A 19,388-nucleotide genomic window follows, 5' to 3' on the forward strand; every position below is an offset into this window, starting at 1 on the left:
TCCTATGAAAAAATTATTAGCAATTTTCGTTTTCATTGCTTTTGCTTGTACCTCAAGTGTACAAAAGCCTGAAAAAAATAATGAATCTAAAGTCACTCTCGAACAAATGCTCATGGAAAAGTCAATTTATGATTTCACATTGAATGACATTGATGGTAATCCCGTTGATTTTGGTCAATTCAAAGGAAAAAAATTATTGTTGGTCAATGTAGCTTCCAAGTGTGGATACACGCCCCAGTATGCTGACCTTCAGAAGCTCAATGAAGAATATGGTGATCAAGTGGTAATCTTAGGCTTTCCAGCTAACAACTTTGGTGGTCAAGAGCCAGGAACCAATGAAGATATCAAGCAGTTTTGCTCTGCCAATTATGGTGTAACATTCCAAATGTTCGATAAAATATCTGTAAAAGGAGCAGACAAGCACCCGCTTTATAGATGGCTATCAGATAAGGACCTCAATGGTTGGAATGACAAAGAACCTTCTTGGAACTTTTGTAAATACTTCATCGATGAAAATGGTGAATTGAAAAAATTCTTCCCTTCATCTGTCAATCCAATGGATGACGAAATCATTCAATTGATCAAAGCTTAATCAAATACGTTTTTTCACCAAAGACCTGTTTTCCATCCGAAGACAGGTCTTTTTATTACCTTAGCGGAAAAATTTTACAACCGTGGATATCACACTTGCCAATAAAAAACAAGCTTGGCTTCACGCCATCAGATTGAGAACATTGCCCCTTGCTTTATCCAGCATCTTGATGGGCTCATGCTTAGCTGCTTATAACCAAAGCTTCAGATGGGATGTTTTTTTGTTAGCCGCCTTGACCACCGTATTTCTTCAAATACTCTCCAACTTAGCCAATGACTATGGAGATAGTGTGCATGGTGCCGACAGTCAAGAGCGCCAAGGCCCAATCAGAGCAGTCCAATCAGGCGTGATTTCATTGGCTGAGATGAAAAATGCCATGATACTTCTATCAAGCCTTTCACTGACCTCAGGTCTGGTATTGCTATACATAGCACTTCAAGATTGGAAGCTCTTCGCTTTGTTTCTAGCCTTGGGCGTCCTTGCCATCATCGCAGCGATCACTTATACATCTGGAAAAAAACCCTATGGATATGCTGGTCTTGGAGATCTTTCTGTCTTTATCTTTTTTGGTTTATTAGGTGTATCTGGCACATATTTTCTTCACGCATTGACCTTTGATTGGGTGATTTTGCTACCCGCTGTCTCTCTTGGTCTATTCAGTACTGCTGTACTGAACATCAATAATATCAGAGATATTGAGTCAGATACTATGGCTGGAAAAAAGTCCATTCCAGTTAGAATTGGGAAAAAAGCTGCTTTGATTTATAATTGGATTCTGATTTTAGGAGGGAATATTTCGATCATCATCTTTGCATTTTCAGGAAATCAGTTCTGGGCTTTGGCCCCATTACTGATCAGCCCCTTGATGATCAAGGTAGGTTTTGGAGTTAGCAATGGAAAAGATGCACAGGCAATTGATCCTTTCCTCAAAAAAATGGCGATTTCTACGCTTTTGTGGGTGATTGTTTTTGGATCAGCTTGGTTTATTTTCAATTAATGACCTAAATCTTGAATTAGATTCATGATTTTTTGTATTTTCCTGAATTATAAAAAAATAGCGCTAGACTTGCTCGGAAATCTCTCTCGACATATCTAAACTTCTTAGACTAGACAACCATTCAAAACAAATCCATATCTTATGAAAACTATTCTTGTACCTTACGATTTTTCAGAACAAGCTAAAAATGCATTTGAATTTGCAAAGGGGCTTGCCAAAAAGAATAATGCTCACCTGAAGCTTTTACATGTACTAGAGACTCCCACCATGACTTCATTAGGCACTATGGGGACAGTAGAATCAGGTCACGAGATTGATCAAATCTATGTAATAGAACTCGTAGAAAAGCGAAAGCAACAACTGGCCGACCTAGAAGCACAACACACAGATACTTCCTATAAGTTTTCCACCAAACTGATTTTTGGAAATCCATACGCAGGCATCACCAAAGAAGTGACTGACTTTGATGCTCAACTCATAGTCATGGGGTCCAAAGGTAGTAGTGGATTGGAAGAACTACTAATTGGAAGCAATACTGAAAAAGTAGTTAGAAATGCTAAATGCCCAGTAATTACTATCAAAGATCAGCGCGACATCAATAATATCAAAAAAATAGTTTTTGCAAGTGACTTCGCTGATGATTCTCTCAAAGTGGTCAATAAACTCAAAAAGCTACAGAGCACCTTAGGAGCTGAATTATTCTTGGTAAAAATCAACACACCAAGCATGTTTGAAAATAGCAGATTCGCTATCAAGAGCATGCAAAGCTTCATCAAAGATCACCATTTGGAGAACGCCTACTATGAAGTCTACAACAGTAGCTCAGAAGAAGAGGGCATCATCGAATATGCAGAGGATATCAATGCTGACATGATAGCAATGTCTACACACGGCAGAACAGGTTTCTTACATTTATTGAGCGGTAGTATCGCTGAGGATGTAGTCAATCATGCCAAAAGACCGGTATGGACAATGAAAGTAAAATAATAGCATGGCCAAAAAGAAAAATAACGATTGGAAAAAAAGAGATGGGGTAGTTTACTCTACGAGTGATGATTTTGAATTTGACTCAGGTGATGGAGAAGAATTTGAGACATTACCACCACAGCGACAATCACTCAAAGTGATGCTGGATAAGAAATCCAGAGGAGGTAAGCAAGTCACGCTTATAGAAGGCTTTATCGGCTCAGATGATGATCTCAAAGAACTAGGCAAAATGCTCAAAAATAAATGTGGAGTTGGTGGATCAGCAAAAGATGGAGAAATCCTCATTCAAGGAGATCACCGAGACAAAATTCTAAGCATTCTGATAAACGCAGGCTATAAAGCCAAAAAATCAGGAGGCTAACCCAAAAATATTCAAATCGTCGACTTTGTCGGCGATTTTTACTTTCAATATTTTCTTATTTCATGCGCAGACATTTGATTCTTTCCAGAATTTATTACCTACTCGAATTAATCATGCTGATTCCCTGCTTACCCTTTTTGATCATAGCTGGAAAAAAGCTCAGGAAAAGAATCACGAGATTAACAGCCTATAGCGATTTCTTGTCTTTTACGAACTCAAGTGCAACTCAGAAATTATTGATCATAGGTGAATCGACTGCAGCGGGCGTTGGGGCGAGTGATCAAAGTCAAACATTTGCAGCACATACTTTTAACTTATTGCAGCGAGATTACCACATCTACAACATCGGGAAAAATGGCTTGAAAGCGAGCTCTCTCAGTTGGTTGTTCCAAAAAAACACTCAGAGACTTCCAAACCAATTTGATCAAGCTGTGATTCTCATTGGAGCAAATGATTGCTTTCAATTCAGTAGTCCACAGAAGTTCTCCAAAGGATTACAAGACAGCATCGATCACTTACATGAACATGGCTGCCAATCAATCACCATCCCTTTGATTCCTCCAGTACATCAATTTCCAGCTATTCCAGCTTTGCTACAATTCTTCTTAGGAATTCATAGACAAGTGCTGATTCATGAAATGATGTTTGTAGCTCACAAAAACAAGTCGGTGGTATACATCCACCAAAACGAAAGGTACACCTCTGATTTTTTTGCAAAAGATGGCATTCATCCTTCAGATTTGGGGTATCAAAAAATGTCGGAAGTAGTCGCTGCCACTATAAAAAAGGCAAAAGAAAAAGACAGCCAAACCTGACTGCCTTTTTACCGAAAAATTGAACCACAAACTAAACCTGTTTACCTTCTTAAATCAGAGGCAATCTTGTTATGTAATTTGATTTACGAATTTTTTGAGGTGGATGGATTATCTCATTCTTCAGATAATCTCAAAAACTCTAGATCAAAAAGCTTACCCATTTTATAAATATCACTAATTTTGAACATAAAATATTTCAATGAAACAACGTATAGCTCAGTTTTCACTTTTAGTCAAGGACTATGACGAAGCAATAGCTTTTTATACCCAAAAACTGGGCTTCAAATTGCTCGAAGACACTCAAATTTCCGAGAATAAAAGATGGGTCAGAATAATCCCTCCTGGAAGTACTGAAGAAAGCTGTGGGATTCTCTTAGCAAAAGCAGCTAATGGTCAACAAGAAATTGCGGTGGGAAATCAATCTGGGGGCAGGGTATTCCTATTTTTACATACCGATGATTTTGAAAGAGATTATCAAAATCTCCTTGATCAGAAAATAAAAATATTCAGGGAACGATCTGAGGAAGATTTTGGCAAAGTAGTGGTTTTCGAAGACCTCTATGGGAATTTATGGGATTTGATAGAGCCAAAGCAATAGACGCTATGGGGAAACGGTCAAATAAAATAGCAAATCTGATATCTATCATCGGACATCCTTTGATGCTAGGGACTGTATATGTAATCTTCATTTCATTTTATGAATTAGAGCAAAATACCGCTTGGATAATCTCTGGTTTGATCATTGGTTTGGTGACAGTACCCATCATTATTCACAACTGGATCAAACTAAAAAATGGTAGTTACAGTAACTTTGATGTTTCAGATCAACAAGAACGGATTGGCTTTTACCCATTCACAATCGCACTATTCACAGTTTGTTTTTTTGTTTTTTTCTATTTTGACTTCCCTAAAATCGTGGTCAAAACAACCGTTTTTTTCACATTGATGTTGTGCTGTATGGCTGTAATCAACTTTAGAACCAAGGCATCCTTACATCTCGCAATTGCTTTATTTATTGCCACCAAGATTTTAAGCCTATCGCTTCCTCTTGCATTTATTTACCTAGCATTCGCCTTTCTGATTGGTTGGTCAAGATGGTATCTTGGGAGGCATACACAAGAAGAATTATTGATAGGCAGCATCGTTGGTGGTTTCTGTGGGTGGCTTGCGATATTCTTTTGACCATTCGTGGAAACTATTCCTTATATCTTTGAAAAACAATCCTCGATCTTTGCTAGTTAGACTTCCATGATTACCTTTGCTGTATAGATGAACAGAAATAAATTCAATAGCGCACTTTTTTTGAACACAGCTCCCGCTGTGGCTGTTCATCATATGCATCATTCCTCTTAAGGAGGAAAATTATTTACATATCGCCCATGGTTGGCTGTTGGTATAATGATGCAGCCCAAAAACCCAATTCTATTTAAGTATTGTATTTGATAAACGTATATTTGCATACATGGAAAATATTATTCGTATTGCCGTTCAGAAAAGCGGTAGATTAAGCGACGACTCTCTCAGCCTCATCAAAGAATGTGGCATCAAATTTTATAATGGCACAGGCAAACTGAAATCCACCTCCACCAACTTCCCCATCGAATTCCTCTTTTTAAGAGATGATGATATCCCTGGCTACGTAGCTGACGGAGTGGCGGATTTAGGCATTGTAGGAGAAAATGAACTAGTAGAAAAGGATAAGGATGTCTCTGTCCTTAAGAAACTCGGATTCTCTAAATGTAGATTATCACTAGCCATTCCGAAAGGACAAACCTATCCTGGAGTTTCCTATTTTGAGGGTAAAAATATTGCCACCTCCTATCCAAAAATCCTCAGCGACTACTTGAAGTCTCAAAACATCAACGCTGAAATTCACGAAATCTCTGGTTCAGTAGAAATAGCTCCTAGTATAGGTCTAGCAGAAGGTATCTGCGACATAGTAAGCTCAGGGTCTACTTTGATGATGAATGGACTCAAGGAAGTAGAGCAAATCTTCAATTCCGAAGCTGTTCTTATAGCCAACAAAAATCTGAATAAAGAAAAATTGGCGATCGTAGACAAACTACTTTTCAGAATGAATGCCGTACAAACAGGCAAGAGCAATAAATACGTATTGCTCAATGCGCCTAACGAATCTTTAGATAAAATCATCTCCTTGATTCCAGGAATGCGCAGTCCAACTATTTTACCTTTGGCTCAGGAAGGTTGGTCTTCTGTGCACTCTGTACTGAGTGAAGACCAATTCTGGGAAAATATAGAAGAGCTCAGAGCAGCTGGAGCAGAAGGCATCCTTGTGGTTCCAATTGAGAAAATGGTCATCTAAGCACTGACTTTTATTGCTAAACTGATTGCTAAATCATGAAAACACTCATCAATCCGATCAAATCAGAATGGAAAACTGAATTGGCTAGACCTGTTCAGAAGACCAAAGACATAGAGAAAATTGTCAAGCCTATCATACGCAAGGTAAAGCGTCAAGGTGACAAAGCTTTGAAAAAGTTTGCTTTAGAATACGATCATGTCAACATCAAAAACCTACTAGCAAGTAGAGAAGAGATTGCCGCTGCCAAATTGCTAGTTGCAGACGAACTCAAGCAAGCGATCATTCAAGCAAAAGAAAATATAGAAAAATTTCATGAAGCACAGCAAACTCCCGACTTGATCATGGATACCATGGATGGAGTCACTTGCATGCGCAAGTCAGTTGCCATTCAAAAAGTTGGCTTGTACATCCCGGGGGGTACAGCTCCGTTATTTTCTACTGTTTTGATGCTTGGAATCCCAGCCAATCTTGCCGGATGTGAAGAAATCGTACTTTGTACACCTCCAAACAAAGAAGGGAATATCCATCCTGCTATCCTTTTCACTGCTGACTTGATCGGCATAGATAGGATCGTCAAGGTAGGTGGAGCGCAAGCAGTGGCTGCTATGACCTATGGCACTGAGACTGTTCCAGCCGTAGACAAAATCTTCGGCCCAGGCAATCAATACGTCACCGCAGCTAAACAATTGGCAGTAAAAAAAGGGGTAGCTATTGATATGCCAGCAGGACCATCTGAAGTCCTGGTTTATGCAGATGAATCTGCAATCCCATCATTTGTGGCATCAGACTTACTTTCTCAAGCTGAGCATGGTATAGATTCCCAAGTGATTCTAGTAGCTACTTCTGAAAAAGTAGCGCAAAAAGTGATGAAGGAGGTAGATCTTCAGGTGGAACAACTAAGTCGTAGAGAAATCGCCAAAAAAGCGCTTGACAACTCTGTCGCTGTGGTCATGCCCAACCAAGACAAAGCCATCGATCTGATCAACGAATATGCCCCTGAGCATTTGATCATCTGTGTCAAAGAAGAAGATGAAGATGAGGTAGTAGGCAGAATTATCAATGCAGGCTCGGTATTTATTGGAAACTTCACTCCTGAGTCAGCGGGAGACTATGCCTCTGGCACCAACCATACCTTGCCAACCTATGGCTACGCTAGAAATTACAGCGGAGTATCTCTAGACAGCTTCACCAAGAAAATCACCTATCAAAAGATCAGTGCCAAAGGAATCCAAAACCTCGGCCCTACTATTGAGATCATGGCAGAAAATGAACTCTTGGAGGCACACAAAAATGCGGTCACAATCAGACTCAACTACCTTAAAGAAAATTCCTGATGGCTTTTGACTTAGAAAAACTTTTACGCCCACATATCAATAAGATCAAACCCTATTCTTCAGCAAGGGATGAATATTCAGGCAAGGCAGGCATCTTTCTAGATGCCAATGAAAACCCATACGGGTCTCTTGCAGCAGGAAATTTCAATCGCTATCCTGACCCCTATCAGCTCGATATCAAAATGAAGCTAGCTGAGGTTAAGGATGTGCCTGCCAATCAGATTTTCTTAGGCAATGGCAGTGATGAAGCTATTGATTTGCTCATGCGGGCATTTTGCAATCCAGGTCAAGATAATATCATCTTACTTCCACCTACTTATGGCATGTACGAAGTAAGTGCTGGGATCAATGATATCGCTATCAAAAGAGTCAATCTTAGCACTGATTATCAACTGAGACCAGAAGCAATTCTAGCTGCTGTGGATGAACGTACCAAAATCATCTTCATCTGCTCACCAAACAACCCAAGCGGTAATAAAGTGAGAAGGTCGGATATCTATGAAGTCTTGAATAACTTCAATGGTATCGTGGTGGTAGACGAGGCTTATATCGACTTCAGCGATGAACCTAGCTTCACTACTGAGCTGACTAATTATCCTAACCTACTGGTGATGCAGACCTTTTCCAAAGCTTGGGGATTAGCTTCTTTGAGGTTGGGGATGGCTTATGCTTCCAAAGAAATCATTAAAATCCTCAATCTGATCAAGCCTCCATACAATATCTCTGGACTTACCCAAGAAAAGGTACTAGAAGCTTTGGATAATGCAAGTGCAATTCAAAGAATAGTTGAAGATACGCTAGCAGAAAGAGCGTTCCTTAAAACTGAACTAGAAAAATTCCCTTTTGTATCTACAATCTATCCTTCTCACGCGAATTTTCTTCTGATCAAGACCGAGGGAGCTAGAAAAATTTACGAATACTTAATCGAACAAACCATCATCATCAGAGATAGATCCAAGGTAGTCCTTTGTGAAGACTGTCTGAGAATTTCTGTAGGAACAAGAAATGAAAACGAAGCATTATTAAAAGCTCTAGCGCAATACAAGCCATGAAGAAAGCATTATTTATTGATCGAGATGGCACCATCATCATCGAGCCCCCTACTGATTTCCAAGTTGACAGCTTGGAGAAATTAGAATTCTACCCCAAAGCATTGAGCAATCTCAGGAAAATAGCTGAGGAATGTGATTTTGAACTGATCATGGTCACCAATCAAGATGGCTTAGGTACGGATTCTTTTCCAGAAGACACCTTTTGGCCAGCCCAAAACAAAATGATGAAGACCCTCGAAGGAGAAGGCATCATTTTTTCGGCTGTGCATATCGATAAGTCATTTGAACACGAAAACTTACCTACTCGTAAACCAGGGATCGGTATGCTCACAGCTTATCAAAACGGCGACTATGACTTAGCCAATTCCTATGTGATCGGAGATAGGAAAACAGATGTGCAACTCGCAAAAAACCTCGGAACCAAATCCATTTTCATTGGAGAAGCTTTTGGAGAAGCAGACTTCTGCACTACTTCTTGGGATGAAATCTATGAATTCCTCAGACTTCCAGCGAGAAAAGCATCAGTAGATAGAAAAACTTCAGAGACTGACATTAAAATCAGCCTCAATTTGGATGGAACAGGCAAGTGCAATATCAGCACAGGTTTGCATTTCTTTGACCACATGCTAGAGCAACTGGGCAAGCATGGCGGTACTGATTTGGATATTCAAGTCAAAGGGGACTTGCACATCGACGAGCATCATACGATTGAAGATACAGCCTTGGCACTTGGTGAAGCTTATTTAAAGGCGCTTGGAGACAAAAAGGGCATCTATCGTTATGGTTTCCTTTTGCCGATGGACGATGTCTTGGCACAATGTGCAATAGACTTTGGAGGCCGTCCTTGGATGGTTTGGGAAGCAGAATTCAAAAGAGAAAAAATTGGAGAAATGCCTACGGAGATGTTCTACCATTTCTTCAAATCCTTCTCCGACACAGCCAAATGTAACCTGAATATCAAAGCCGAAGGTTCAAACGAACACCACAAAATCGAAGCAATTTTCAAATCCATGGCAAGAGCCATCAAAATGGCCGTGAAGAGAGATCTAAATGCCCTCAATCAACTTCCGAGTACGAAAGGGGTTTTATAGAATTAAAAACTTATATAAAGCGAGGCAAATTAATTTGTCTCGCTTTTTTTGCTGATTGATCAAAAACTATATCGGTCGTCACTACGTGACTTCTGAATAGCATGGCTACCTCATTGTCAAGGATTGAAATCCATGACTAATATATCGGTCGTTCCTACGGAGCTGATACGGAAACTCACTCTTATCTTAAGAATTATCCCAGACTTTCCAGTGCCAGCGGCCCGTCCGACCGGGCATCCGGGCGGGCACGACCGAAATCTTAACGGTGGGTTTCAACACACTTAGCCACGAAACTTGCGACTCGGTGAAAGTCTCGTAGGGATGGACGATTATTGCTCTAAAAAAATCAATCTTCACTTTCTGCTAAATTCCAATTCACCGCTCCTTCTCCAATATTTCAAAAACAAATAAACACAAATCAAAACAGAGATCCCAATAATGAAGAAAGTCCATTTTCCATAAATCATATAACTTTCCAAGTTGTCTATGGAAGTATCAATTTTCAAAAACTCCCCAATTAATATACTCGTCAGGTTGGCTACAGAATGTAACAGAATTACTAAACCCAAACTATTTGTCTTGATAAATATATAACCAAAAACCAGTCCCATCAATAAAGCTGTAATTATCTGAGCAGGTTGAATATGAATAATGGCAAATAAAATACTAGAAATAGTCAAGGCTAAATTACTTCCATATTTATCTCTAAGACCATTAAGGATAATACCCCGAAATATCAATTCCTCTACTATTGGACCAATAAAAACAGCTCCAAATGAGAAGATTGAAAATAATTCCATTGCCATACCTTTGTTTTTATTCTGAAATAAAAGGTTAATCAAATAGTTCAGAGGATGACTAATAGCCAGAATCATGGTAACAATAAATAACAAAGAATAAGCAATCCATCGGATGCTAGGTAACCTAAAACTAAAATCAAAAGGCCACTTTCTTTTGTTCCTTAACCAAGCATAAACAACTATTGTTATTCCATAAATAATAAAAAGTGTAAATCCATAAATTGAATCTTCAATACCAAAAAACAAAAAAGGCATACAAATTATTGCTGAAATAAAGAAAGGAACCACGATTAATTCAGCACTATGCAAGATTTTAGAAGGAAAATTATTTTTCATTTATGATTTTTTTCGATAAGAGAATGTGCGCACCGTAAAGCACCGATGCGCACAATTATGAATTTCTGAATTGTTTTCAATTAATCTACTAATTGATTCCAAATCCAAATGCCTGCATTTGCAATGGCCTTACCTCCATTTACAACTGCTTCTGCTGTATAAATAATAGGATTGTTAGTTCCAGTCCAAGAATATTCATAATAATCAACTTTCCCTCCATAAATCTCCATCAATTCATTTTTGTTTAATTCCTTAAACTTTTCCATAATCTAAATAAATTTTCATTCTTTCCCAATCTTTTCCGGGCATTGAGAACTCCCAATCTCTCACAAGCAAATCGAATTAGCTAGCGTGTCTTTTTACTGATTGATCATATATCAAAGAAATGATAGTTCCGTCTAAAAATTTAGACGCTGGAAAATAATTTGAAATTTTTCCAGCAGAGATATTCCGAACTTCATCTGATCCAAGAACCTTCAGAGAAAACACCACTGACACTCCGTTGCAACTCTCGTAAACAAATGAATTTGAGCGCTTTGAAAATCTAATCTCAATCCCTTCGTCTCTTAAATCATCTAGCATCAAATACAGCTTCGCTCTACTCACCCCCAATCTCTCCGCAAATTCCTCCGGACTTCCTGTCCGCTGCTCTCTTACTAGCTTGTTTAGCAGCTGATAAAAATGAGTAATGTTTATCTCACTTAAAAAAATTAAATTTCAACACCTACTAATCCCCTTCCAATTCTTTTATCAATTGCCTAATTTCTTTATCTGTAATTGATGACCTCTCTGATTTAGTAAAAATAGCCACTAAAAACACAGTAGATTCAGAATAAACAACATAGGTCACTAGTCTAGCAGAGCCTGACTTTCCTTTATTCATACTTGAAATTTGGAACTCTAACTTTGTAGCAGTTTTTATAAACGAGAACACCTAAAGATGGATTTTCTAAAAGTTTAACGGCTATTTTGTCCAGGTCCTTCAAGATTGAAGGGTACTTCTTTTTAAGTTTCTTCAATTCTCTCCCGAAACTTTTCGTAAAAGCTAACTTATAAGTCATCTTTCATTTCTGAAAACATTGAGTAAGTCTTATATTTCACCTTTCCAACCTCCATATCTTTGGCTTCTAAATAGCCTTTCTTAATATTATCAAGGGTTTTTTCCTCATCACTAAAACCCTCAGAAATAACAAGAAAATTTATTTTCATTGCTTCAAGCATTGATTTCACAAGATCAAGCTTCGACTTATCTTTTGTTTCGATTAATAATTATTCCATAATACTAATTTACAAATTATAAATGATTATTATTTGAAAAGAAAAGCTAAAAATTTCAAAAAAAAAGCAACGTTCAAATCCGGCGAATAGAATTTTTTCAGCAGTTTTTTAATTTGCTGATTGATAATTAAACACATCCCTTACCCCTAGCAGAATTCATGGTATTATGGCCAATTTCTTGTCATGGATTGAAATCCATGACTAATACATCGGTCACTCCTACGGAACTGATACGGAAACTCACTCTTATCTTAAGAAATATCCCAGACTTTCCAGTACCAGCGGCCCGTCCGACCGGGCATCCGGGCGGGCACGACCGACATCATAACGGTGGGTTTCAACACACTGAGCCACTAAACTTTCGATGAAGGGAAAGTCCCATAGGGATGGACGATATCAAACCCTCAAAATTCACTCAGCCTAACTAGTTTAAATAATTACAAAAAAACCAGCCCTTCATCAAGGCTGGTTTTTTCTTAAAATGCATATATCAACTGATTACCGCTGAATAATAGCACCTCTTAATCCATCACTATTCAATAGCCCTCCAAATTCTTGGATGACTGGCATAGGCACATTATTCTCAAGTGCACCTTCCACCACAGCTTCTACAAACAAATCATAATCAGCAGCAGATACCAATCCAGTCATTCTCGAATTGACAGCTGGATTGTGAGCGTCTGCCATATTCAGCCCTGTATATTCAATATTAACCGAACCGATTGCCTGCGCTAAAAACTCAGAGAAATCTGTCACCAAAGTGGTGAAACCAGATAAATTACCTGCTCCCACTTCTGCTAGCAAAACAGAGAAATAAGGCTGTAGATCATCATACTTTCCTCCTTCATTGGTTGCAATTACCAATACTGTACTGGTCACCACTGCTTCCAGAGGTGCATATCCAGCCTCGACTAATCTTACTGGTTCTCCATCATCAGCTACATTGATCAAGCCTGAACCTCCCAATCTAGTGTAAAGGTCTAAGCCTTCATTGTCTGCTCGCTGTACGATAGGCTCTCTTACTGATTCTAACAATTGACCTACAGGACCGATCACCTCACTTGAAGTAATATTTGCTTGAGCAGCACCTTCTACCACAGCTTGCACAAAAAGGTCGTAATCTGCGTTGTTGATTCTGCCATTCATACGACTATTTCTCACCGGGTCGTGAGCTGCTTCCATGTCTAAGCCAGTGTATTGAAAATTCTTTGCCCCTGTAGCCTCAGCTAAAAATTCCGTGAAATCTAATACCAAAGTACTAAAACCAGATGTCTCCCCTCTACCTACTTCATTTAGTAAAACAGAAAAATACGGTTGCAATGCATCATATTTTCCACCCTCGTTTTCTGCTATTGTCAAAACTGTATTGGTCACTACAGTTCTAAGATTCAAGAAACCTTGCTCTATGGTCTGTCCTGGATTAAGTGGGTCAGCGACTCTCGCTTCTCCACCAAGCTGAACAGCATAAAACGAATCATCCATCATCATCGGCCCATCATCATCTCTATTACAGGAGGTGAAAACCAGGGCGGCTATTACCATTGATCCGGTTAGCCATACATTTAACTTTTTCATAATCATAAAATTTAGTGTTAGTTAATTTTCAAATGTTCTTTGGAAGAATGCTCCCAGCTTCCATGTCAAAGAATTCTTGTTGATAGCTGGACAACTTTGGGCAAGCATTTCATCTGATGGCTGATAAAGACTTGCGCTGAGGTAAAAATCTTTACTGATTGCATCTACGATCTCCTGAGGAGCTTTTTTGTTTCTATCATAAAGACAAACTATATGACCTGACTCTTTATTGACCCTCACATCTTTTACACCCTCCATCAGACTGGTGTAGGTTTTGATTTTGACCGCACTGAGAGAATCTAGGGGAGATTCAAAGTCAATCCTACTCATGGTCAAATTAGGCATAGCGCCCTGCTTCGGTTGAGTGACCATATACACATGAACGGCTAGCGTTACGATCAACGCTCCGAAAACAATCATTAACCCTAAAACAATTTTTTTAAACATGGCTCAATTCATTTGATTTTCGAGATATACGACCCTGACAATTGCTTTGGATTTCATGGTTTAAAAAAAATAAGAGATAATTTTTAATTGAATGTCTATTTTATTAGTTTTGAAAAAATGATACAACATGAAAAAACAACTCAACATCCTCATTTTCTTGACCATAGTGGTTTCCTCGTGTCTTGGTAGTTTTTCGGAAGGCGAGCTTCTTTTTAGGAATGGAGAGTATGAAAAAGCTATCTCTGAATTTTCTAAAACACTTTTTGTCCATGTGACAGACATCAAATCCCTACACTTGAGAGCAAGAGCTTACGAGGAGTTGGAAAATTTTGAAGAGGCATTTGAAGATTATAAAAGGATCATCAACATAGACCCAAATTATGCTCAAGCACATGCTGGAATTGGTAAGCTATACTGGAAAATGGATAACTTCAGGGAAGCAGAAAAGCACTTATTAATAGCAGCCAAACACGATGGTGGTGATTTTGAAATTTTATTCTTATTAGGTCGAGCCATGCTTCAAAATGAAAATTATAAAAGTGCGGAAGAGTTTCTTGGCTATGCCAAGGAAATGCGACCTAAGGACGCTAGGGTTTATTTCTATCAGGGCATGGCCAGATCAGCATTAGGTGACACATTCGGAGCTGCTGGCTCATTTAACATGTCGCTTTCTTTGGATCCTGACAATCTAGTAACACTATACAATCTCGGTATAGCCAATATGGCAACAGGTGCCTATCATTGGGCATTGGAAGATTTTGAAGCTTTGCTTAAGAGAAAGCCAGACCATGTAGATGCGCTCGCTAGAAGAGGCATGTGTAAAAAAGTACTTAGAAACCCTACAGCTTGCAATGATCTCATTCAAGCTGCGAATAGGGGAAGTGATATTGCTCGCATGAATATGGAAGGATGTTGAAAACTTAACTATATGGTTTCCAGGAATCTTCCAATTAGCAATTTATGGCAGGTCTGTATTGATTTAACTTGATCCCTGGTCTTCAGGATAGGTTCCACAATTACGGAATAGGTATCAATGATTTACTTGTCATTGATGGATCGAATTGAATCAATGACCAGCTATAAATTATCTATCTGGCATTATTCCTTATCTACATTTTTTTATATTAAAGCGTATGCTTGAGTGCTCTAGTTACTGTCTTCTTTTTAGCAGCTTTATCTAAAGAAACATTGATTTCGAAGCAAACCAGAATAATCAAGGATGTAATAAAAAGCCACAACATCACAGCTAACATAGTTCCAATGGAACCATAAAGCTTGTTGTAAGTAGCAAAATTATTCAGATAGAAAGAAAAAAGATAGAATCCCAAAGTTATCAATAAGCCTGCTGTCACAGAACCAGCAGAGAAAAACTTCCACTTGTCATGTACTGCTGGTGCGAATCGGAATATATAAGCCGTCGCCACCATAAAGACTGCCAAAAGGACAAAAAACCTAAAAAAGGCTAGCAAATAATAATATAAATTGCTGGACACAATTTCCCACTCCGAAATATTATAAAGAATACTACTTCCCAATATCATAATGACTACAGCGCCACAAATAGTCATCACCAATACAAAAATTATACCCACTGCAATCAACCTTGTCTGCAAGAAAGTCCTGTTTTCTTTTGTTCTGTAGACTGAGTTAAAAGCACTCATCAATGACATGACTCCATTTGTCGCAAGAAATAAAGCAAGAAAAAAACCTAATGAAAGTAAGCTTTGCCTTGGACGACTGACAATATCCATGATCGTAGATTCAGCTTCACCATATATGCTTGGTGGTATGATCTCCCCAATAAAGAGTAGGATGTTTTGCGTGGTCACATTTGGAAAAAAATAACCGATATAGGGAATCATATTAAGTAAAAAAAGCAACAAAGGAAACATTGCAATTGTAAAACTGAATGCAACTGAGCCAGCTCTTTCTATGATCTCATCTTTTCTAATTTGTTCAAGAAAAATCTTGCCTACATCATAGACATTCTGGTCAGGATTGCCAAAATGAATAGATCGCAATTTCTTTGCCTCTCTTGTAAATTTGATCGATAATAGTCTGAGTCTTTTTTTCACCAAATCACTATTCAAAATAAGGTTTCAATATTTCCAAAAGGTACTGCGGAGGCCTGCTTGGCCTATGTGTATCAGTCTTCAGAAAGGTTAAAGTCGTCTTTCCTGTGGTAATCAATTCACTGGCCTCATTAAGAACTTCATATTCAAAAGTAATCCTAATTCCAGGCATTTCAGGGATTTTAACTTTTATGGTCAATAATTCATCGTACTTTCCTGGCTTAAGATACTTTGTTTGTTGTTCCAAAACAGGCATCATGATTCCATCTGCCTCCATCCTTTTGTATGAAAAGCCTACTGACCTTAGCGCCTCTACCCTACCAACTTCGAAGTACATGGCATAATTGCCATAATACACATAACCCATCTGATCGGTCTCTGCATAGCGGACTCTGACTTGTGTTTCTGCTTGGAACATCCTCAATAAATTTTAGCTTTGTTCAATGCATTTTGATACCTTCTGGCATTGTTTAGGTGCTCATTGAGATTGGTGGCAAATGCATGATATCCTGAGAAATCATCTTTTGCGCAGAAATAAAGATAGTTATGATCTTCATAATTCAAAACTGCATCCAATGCAGATATCTCTGGTAGATTGATTGGGCCGGGAGGAAGACCTAAATATTTGTAGGTATTATAGGGACTTTCTATTTCTTTGTGAACATTGAGTACTCGCTTGATAGAAAAGTCACCAACTGCAAAAACCAATGTCGGATCAGCCTGTAGGGGCATGTTAATTCTCAACCTATTGAGATAGACTCCCGCCACCTTAGGTCTTTCATCAGCCTTTTGTGTCTCCGCTTGCACAATAGAAGCCAAGGTGGACACCTCTAATTGAGAAAGTCCAAGATCATTGGCTTTTTGCTTACGCTCCTCAGTCCAAAAGCGCTCGTATTCTTTATACATCCTATCGAACAGATTCTCTGCACTGGTATTCCACCATACTTCATAGGTATTGGGAACAAACATAGACATGATGGTTTCCTCTTCAAACCCAAATTTTCTGATATAAACCGAGTCTGTTAAGAGTCCATAAAAATCCAACTCTTGTACTTCTATGTTCTTGGTGATTTTCTCTGCTAGGTCCTCTTTTGTTCTCACATTATTGAAAGTAATCTTCACGGGAGTCTGATCTCCAGATCGTAGTTTTCTCACCAAAGCTAAGTTATTCATCCTCGGCTGTATGGTATAAAGCCCTGGCTTCACCAATTCTTGATACCCAAGCACCTTGGCCACGAAACTAAAAGAAATCACATCCTGAATGGCTTCAGCATAGTACAAACTATCTGATACCGTCTGAAAAGTTGCATTACTTGGAATTTTGAGTAAATAAGGCTCCTCTTTCTCTAATAAAGTATTGGGGCTGAAGAATGCCTGATAAAAATAAAAGGACAACGAAGTCAAAAGCACAGAGAAGGTTATGACACCGACGAGGTAATATTTTGTTTTCTTATCGTCAAACATATTTTTAAAGAAATCTCTTTGATAAAGCGCAAAAATAGGGAATTTTGTTCAGCGAGCTTTTCAATTTCAAATTTTGATGTCATTAAGGATACAAGTCACCTGCGCAATTATCATTCAAGAGGGGAAAATCCTATGCGCTCAAAGGAGTCAAGAAATGTCACATGCCCTGAAATGGGAATTTCCTGGTGGTAAAATTGAATCAGGAGAAACCAAAGAGGAATGTATCAAAAGGGAAATCAAAGAAGAGTTAAACATAGAAATAGAACCGCTTTTATTGCTCCAATCAAATTTTCACAGCTACCATTCTGACAAAGAAATTGAACTTATTCCTTTTGTTTGTCGCTATATAAAAGGTAAATTGATACTCAGAGAGCATCAGCAAATCATTTGGGTAAAACCTTCTAAACTGGCCCTACTTGATTGGGCAGAGGCAGATATCCCAATCATCTCTCAAATCAAAAGTCTAGAAGCGGACAACAAGCTGCCGCTTTAAAATAAAACTTACCAACTACCTAAACCTATGGCCGCAGAACTAATTAAACTATATCCTGAAAATCCAGAGATCAAGAAAATTGAGCACATCGTCAATGTATTGAAGAATGGAGGCATCATCATTTACCCAACAGATACCGTGTACGGTATGGGCTGTGACATTCACAATCAGCGAGCAGTAGAGCGAATCTGTCAAATCAAGGGAATCAAACCAAAAAAGCATAACTTTTCGTTTATTTGTTATGATCTGAGTAATATTTCTGAATATACTCGAGCTCTAAACACCCCTGTCTTCAAGATGATGAAAAAGGCATTACCTGGCCCTTATACCTTTATCTTAGAAGCTAATAATTCTGTCCCGAAGATCCTCAATAGTAATAAAAAAACGGTAGGGATCAGAGTTCCGGATCATGCTATACCGAGACTTCTGGTCAAGGAGCTAGGGCAACCAATTCTAACCACGTCCATCAGAGACGAAGATGATGTAATCGAATACAGTACAGATCCTGAGTTGATTTTTGAAAAGTATCAACATTTGGTAGATATCGTGATTGATGGTGGGTATGGGAATAACGTCGCATCTACAGTCATTGATTGTAGTGGAGAGGAGATAGAAGTCATCAGAGAAGGCTTGGGGAGTATCGAGGAGTTACTTTAATTAAAATTAGGGGATATTACTTATGGCAATCATAACGGAGTTGTTTTATCTTCCATCGATTGAATATTTCTCGGCAATTTGGGAAGAAGACGTAATCTATCTTGATTTAGAAGAAAACTATCAGAAACAAACCTACAGAAATAGAACTCAAATTCAATTAGCCAACAAAACAGAAACCTTAAGCATACCTGTATTTGGAGGAAATAAAAAGATCAAAACAAGTCAAATCAAAATTGATCATGATCAAAAATGGCTTAATGTGCACCTTAGAGGTATCCAAAGTGCCTATGGAAAAGCCCCATATTTTGAATATTATTTCCCATATTTCGAAAAGGTTTTCGCTAAAAAGTTTGACTTATTAGCAGATATGAACTTGGCCTTACTGACAGTTTGTCTGAAAATGCTTCAAAGCAAAACTCAGGTTCAAAAACTGGACGAGCGCATGGCAAATGAAGGAATTAGAGATATCAGGGGGGTAATCAATGCCAAAAAGTCGTATACAGAGAGGAGCATATACAGAGCTATACCTTATCCACAGTTATTTGGCTTAGACTTTGTTCCTAACCTGAGCATTATCGATCTATTATTTTGTATGGGTCCAGAATCCAAAAGCATTCTGATCCAATCACAAAAAAATGATTGAACAATGAGCAAAAGGATTGTGTTTTTAAAACAAAATCGGTAACATTAGAATAGAATTCAAATCATTTAGAA

At 38.4% G+C, this 19,388-nt stretch carries 24 protein-coding genes; 15 read left to right on the forward strand and 9 right to left on the reverse strand.

What is annotated here, in order from left to right:
• Nucleotides 1-4: 4 nt before the first annotated feature.
• The 11 genes from BW935_RS14160 to hisB all read left to right on the forward strand — a co-directional run bounded on the left by BW935_RS14160 (nt 5) and on the right by hisB (nt 9,552).
• Complete coding sequence (locus BW935_RS14160) at nt 5-592, forward strand: glutathione peroxidase (protein ID WP_076502443.1); 588 nt, start codon at nt 5-7, stop codon at nt 590-592.
• 82 nt (nt 593-674) lie between these two features.
• Complete coding sequence (locus BW935_RS14165; RefSeq protein WP_076502444.1) at nt 675-1,589, forward strand: 1,4-dihydroxy-2-naphthoate polyprenyltransferase; 915 nt, start codon at nt 675-677, stop codon at nt 1,587-1,589.
• A gap of 141 nt (nt 1,590-1,730) precedes the next feature.
• A complete protein-coding gene (locus BW935_RS14170; RefSeq protein ID WP_076502445.1) occupies nt 1,731-2,576 on the forward strand; it encodes a universal stress protein in 846 nt (281 codons plus the stop codon).
• Between the two features lie 4 nt (nt 2,577-2,580).
• Nucleotides 2,581-2,937 (forward strand): translation initiation factor, encoded by a 357-nt coding sequence (locus BW935_RS14175; protein ID WP_076502446.1) that lies wholly within the window; start codon nt 2,581-2,583, stop codon nt 2,935-2,937.
• Nucleotides 2,938-3,050: 113 nt separating this feature from the next.
• Nucleotides 3,051-3,752, forward strand: a complete 702-nt coding sequence (locus tag BW935_RS14180; protein WP_245802709.1) for an SGNH/GDSL hydrolase family protein — start codon at nt 3,051-3,053, stop codon at nt 3,750-3,752.
• A 199-nt stretch (nt 3,753-3,951) separates the two neighbouring features.
• Nucleotides 3,952-4,350 carry a VOC family protein gene (locus tag BW935_RS14185; RefSeq protein WP_076502448.1) on the forward strand — a complete coding sequence of 133 codons (399 nt, stop codon included), beginning with the start codon at nt 3,952-3,954 and terminating at the stop codon, nt 4,348-4,350.
• On the forward strand, nt 4,323-4,934 hold the full coding sequence (locus tag BW935_RS14190; protein WP_076502449.1) for a phosphatase PAP2 family protein: 612 nt from the start codon (nt 4,323-4,325) through the stop codon (nt 4,932-4,934). Before BW935_RS14185 ends, BW935_RS14190 begins: the two co-directional genes overlap by 28 nt.
• 280 nt (nt 4,935-5,214) lie before the next feature.
• The gene (gene hisG / locus BW935_RS14195; protein ID WP_076502450.1) at nt 5,215-6,075 is read left to right on the forward strand and encodes an ATP phosphoribosyltransferase; all 861 of its coding nucleotides are present in this window, start codon (nt 5,215-5,217) and stop codon (nt 6,073-6,075) included.
• Between the two features lie 35 nt (nt 6,076-6,110).
• Nucleotides 6,111-7,409, forward strand: coding sequence for a histidinol dehydrogenase (gene hisD / locus BW935_RS14200; RefSeq protein WP_076502451.1), 1,299 nt, complete (start codon nt 6,111-6,113; stop codon nt 7,407-7,409).
• Nucleotides 7,409-8,461: a histidinol-phosphate transaminase gene (gene hisC, locus BW935_RS14205; protein WP_076502452.1), complete on the forward strand. Its 1,053-nt coding sequence runs from the start codon at nt 7,409-7,411 to the stop codon at nt 8,459-8,461. Before hisD ends, hisC begins: the two co-directional genes overlap by 1 nt.
• Nucleotides 8,458-9,552, forward strand: coding sequence for a bifunctional histidinol-phosphatase/imidazoleglycerol-phosphate dehydratase HisB (gene hisB, locus BW935_RS14210; RefSeq protein ID WP_076502453.1), 1,095 nt, complete (start codon nt 8,458-8,460; stop codon nt 9,550-9,552). Before hisC ends, hisB begins: the two co-directional genes overlap by 4 nt.
• A gap of 353 nt (nt 9,553-9,905) precedes the next feature.
• On the opposite strand, the gene BW935_RS14215 is transcribed toward hisB, so the two are convergent.
• The 6 genes from BW935_RS14215 to BW935_RS14240 form a co-directional block, all read right to left on the reverse strand.
• Nucleotides 9,906-10,688: a CPBP family intramembrane glutamic endopeptidase gene (locus BW935_RS14215; RefSeq protein ID WP_076502454.1), complete on the reverse strand. Its 783-nt coding sequence runs from the start codon at nt 10,686-10,688 to the stop codon at nt 9,906-9,908.
• Between the two features lie 80 nt (nt 10,689-10,768).
• Entirely contained in the window at nt 10,769-10,954 is a 186-nt protein-coding gene (locus tag BW935_RS14220) for a bacteriocin (RefSeq protein WP_014772744.1), read from the reverse strand.
• 76 nt (nt 10,955-11,030) lie between these two features.
• Nucleotides 11,031-11,270 carry a hypothetical protein gene (locus tag BW935_RS14225; RefSeq protein ID WP_245802710.1) on the reverse strand — a complete coding sequence of 80 codons (240 nt, stop codon included), beginning with the start codon at nt 11,268-11,270 and terminating at the stop codon, nt 11,031-11,033.
• Between the two features lie 468 nt (nt 11,271-11,738).
• Nucleotides 11,739-11,918, reverse strand: a complete 180-nt coding sequence (locus BW935_RS18225) for a hypothetical protein (RefSeq protein WP_139325554.1) — start codon at nt 11,916-11,918, stop codon at nt 11,739-11,741.
• 546 nt (nt 11,919-12,464) lie between these two features.
• The gene (locus tag BW935_RS14235; protein WP_076502456.1) at nt 12,465-13,541 is read right to left on the reverse strand and encodes a globin family protein; all 1,077 of its coding nucleotides are present in this window, start codon (nt 13,539-13,541) and stop codon (nt 12,465-12,467) included.
• Nucleotides 13,542-13,562: 21 nt separating this feature from the next.
• Nucleotides 13,563-13,988, reverse strand: coding sequence for a hypothetical protein (locus BW935_RS14240; protein WP_076502457.1), 426 nt, complete (start codon nt 13,986-13,988; stop codon nt 13,563-13,565).
• 127 nt (nt 13,989-14,115) lie between these two features.
• Here BW935_RS14240 and BW935_RS14245 point away from each other — a divergent pair, with 127 nt between their 5' ends.
• Nucleotides 14,116-14,904 carry a tetratricopeptide repeat protein gene (locus tag BW935_RS14245; protein ID WP_076502458.1) on the forward strand — a complete coding sequence of 263 codons (789 nt, stop codon included), beginning with the start codon at nt 14,116-14,118 and terminating at the stop codon, nt 14,902-14,904.
• A 208-nt stretch (nt 14,905-15,112) separates the two neighbouring features.
• Here the strand turns inward: BW935_RS14245 and BW935_RS14250 are convergent, their stop codons facing one another.
• Genes BW935_RS14250 through mltG form a run of 3 tightly spaced genes read right to left on the reverse strand, consistent with a single transcriptional unit; the run spans nt 15,113 to nt 17,524 of the window.
• On the reverse strand, nt 15,113-16,063 hold the full coding sequence (locus tag BW935_RS14250; protein ID WP_076502512.1) for a YihY/virulence factor BrkB family protein: 951 nt from the start codon (nt 16,061-16,063) through the stop codon (nt 15,113-15,115).
• A gap of 7 nt (nt 16,064-16,070) precedes the next feature.
• Complete coding sequence (locus BW935_RS14255; protein WP_076502459.1) at nt 16,071-16,478, reverse strand: acyl-CoA thioesterase; 408 nt, start codon at nt 16,476-16,478, stop codon at nt 16,071-16,073.
• A gap of 2 nt (nt 16,479-16,480) precedes the next feature.
• A complete protein-coding gene (gene mltG, locus BW935_RS14260; protein WP_076502460.1) occupies nt 16,481-17,524 on the reverse strand; it encodes an endolytic transglycosylase MltG in 1,044 nt (347 codons plus the stop codon).
• Nucleotides 17,525-17,600: 76 nt separating this feature from the next.
• On the opposite strand from mltG, the gene BW935_RS14265 reads away from it, so the two are divergent.
• Genes BW935_RS14265 through BW935_RS14275 form a run of 3 tightly spaced genes read left to right on the forward strand, consistent with a single transcriptional unit; the run spans nt 17,601 to nt 19,317 of the window.
• Entirely contained in the window at nt 17,601-18,017 is a 417-nt protein-coding gene (locus BW935_RS14265; protein ID WP_076502461.1) for a (deoxy)nucleoside triphosphate pyrophosphohydrolase, read from the forward strand.
• A gap of 27 nt (nt 18,018-18,044) precedes the next feature.
• A complete protein-coding gene (locus BW935_RS14270; RefSeq protein ID WP_076502462.1) occupies nt 18,045-18,674 on the forward strand; it encodes an L-threonylcarbamoyladenylate synthase in 630 nt (209 codons plus the stop codon).
• Between the two features lie 22 nt (nt 18,675-18,696).
• Complete coding sequence (locus BW935_RS14275) at nt 18,697-19,317, forward strand: WbqC family protein (RefSeq protein ID WP_076502463.1); 621 nt, start codon at nt 18,697-18,699, stop codon at nt 19,315-19,317.
• The last annotated feature ends 71 nt before the right edge of the window (nt 19,318-19,388 follow it).

Origin of the sequence: Belliella pelovolcani, assembly GCF_900156785.1 — a bacterium.
GTDB lineage: Bacteria > Bacteroidota > Bacteroidia > Cytophagales > Cyclobacteriaceae > Belliella > Belliella pelovolcani.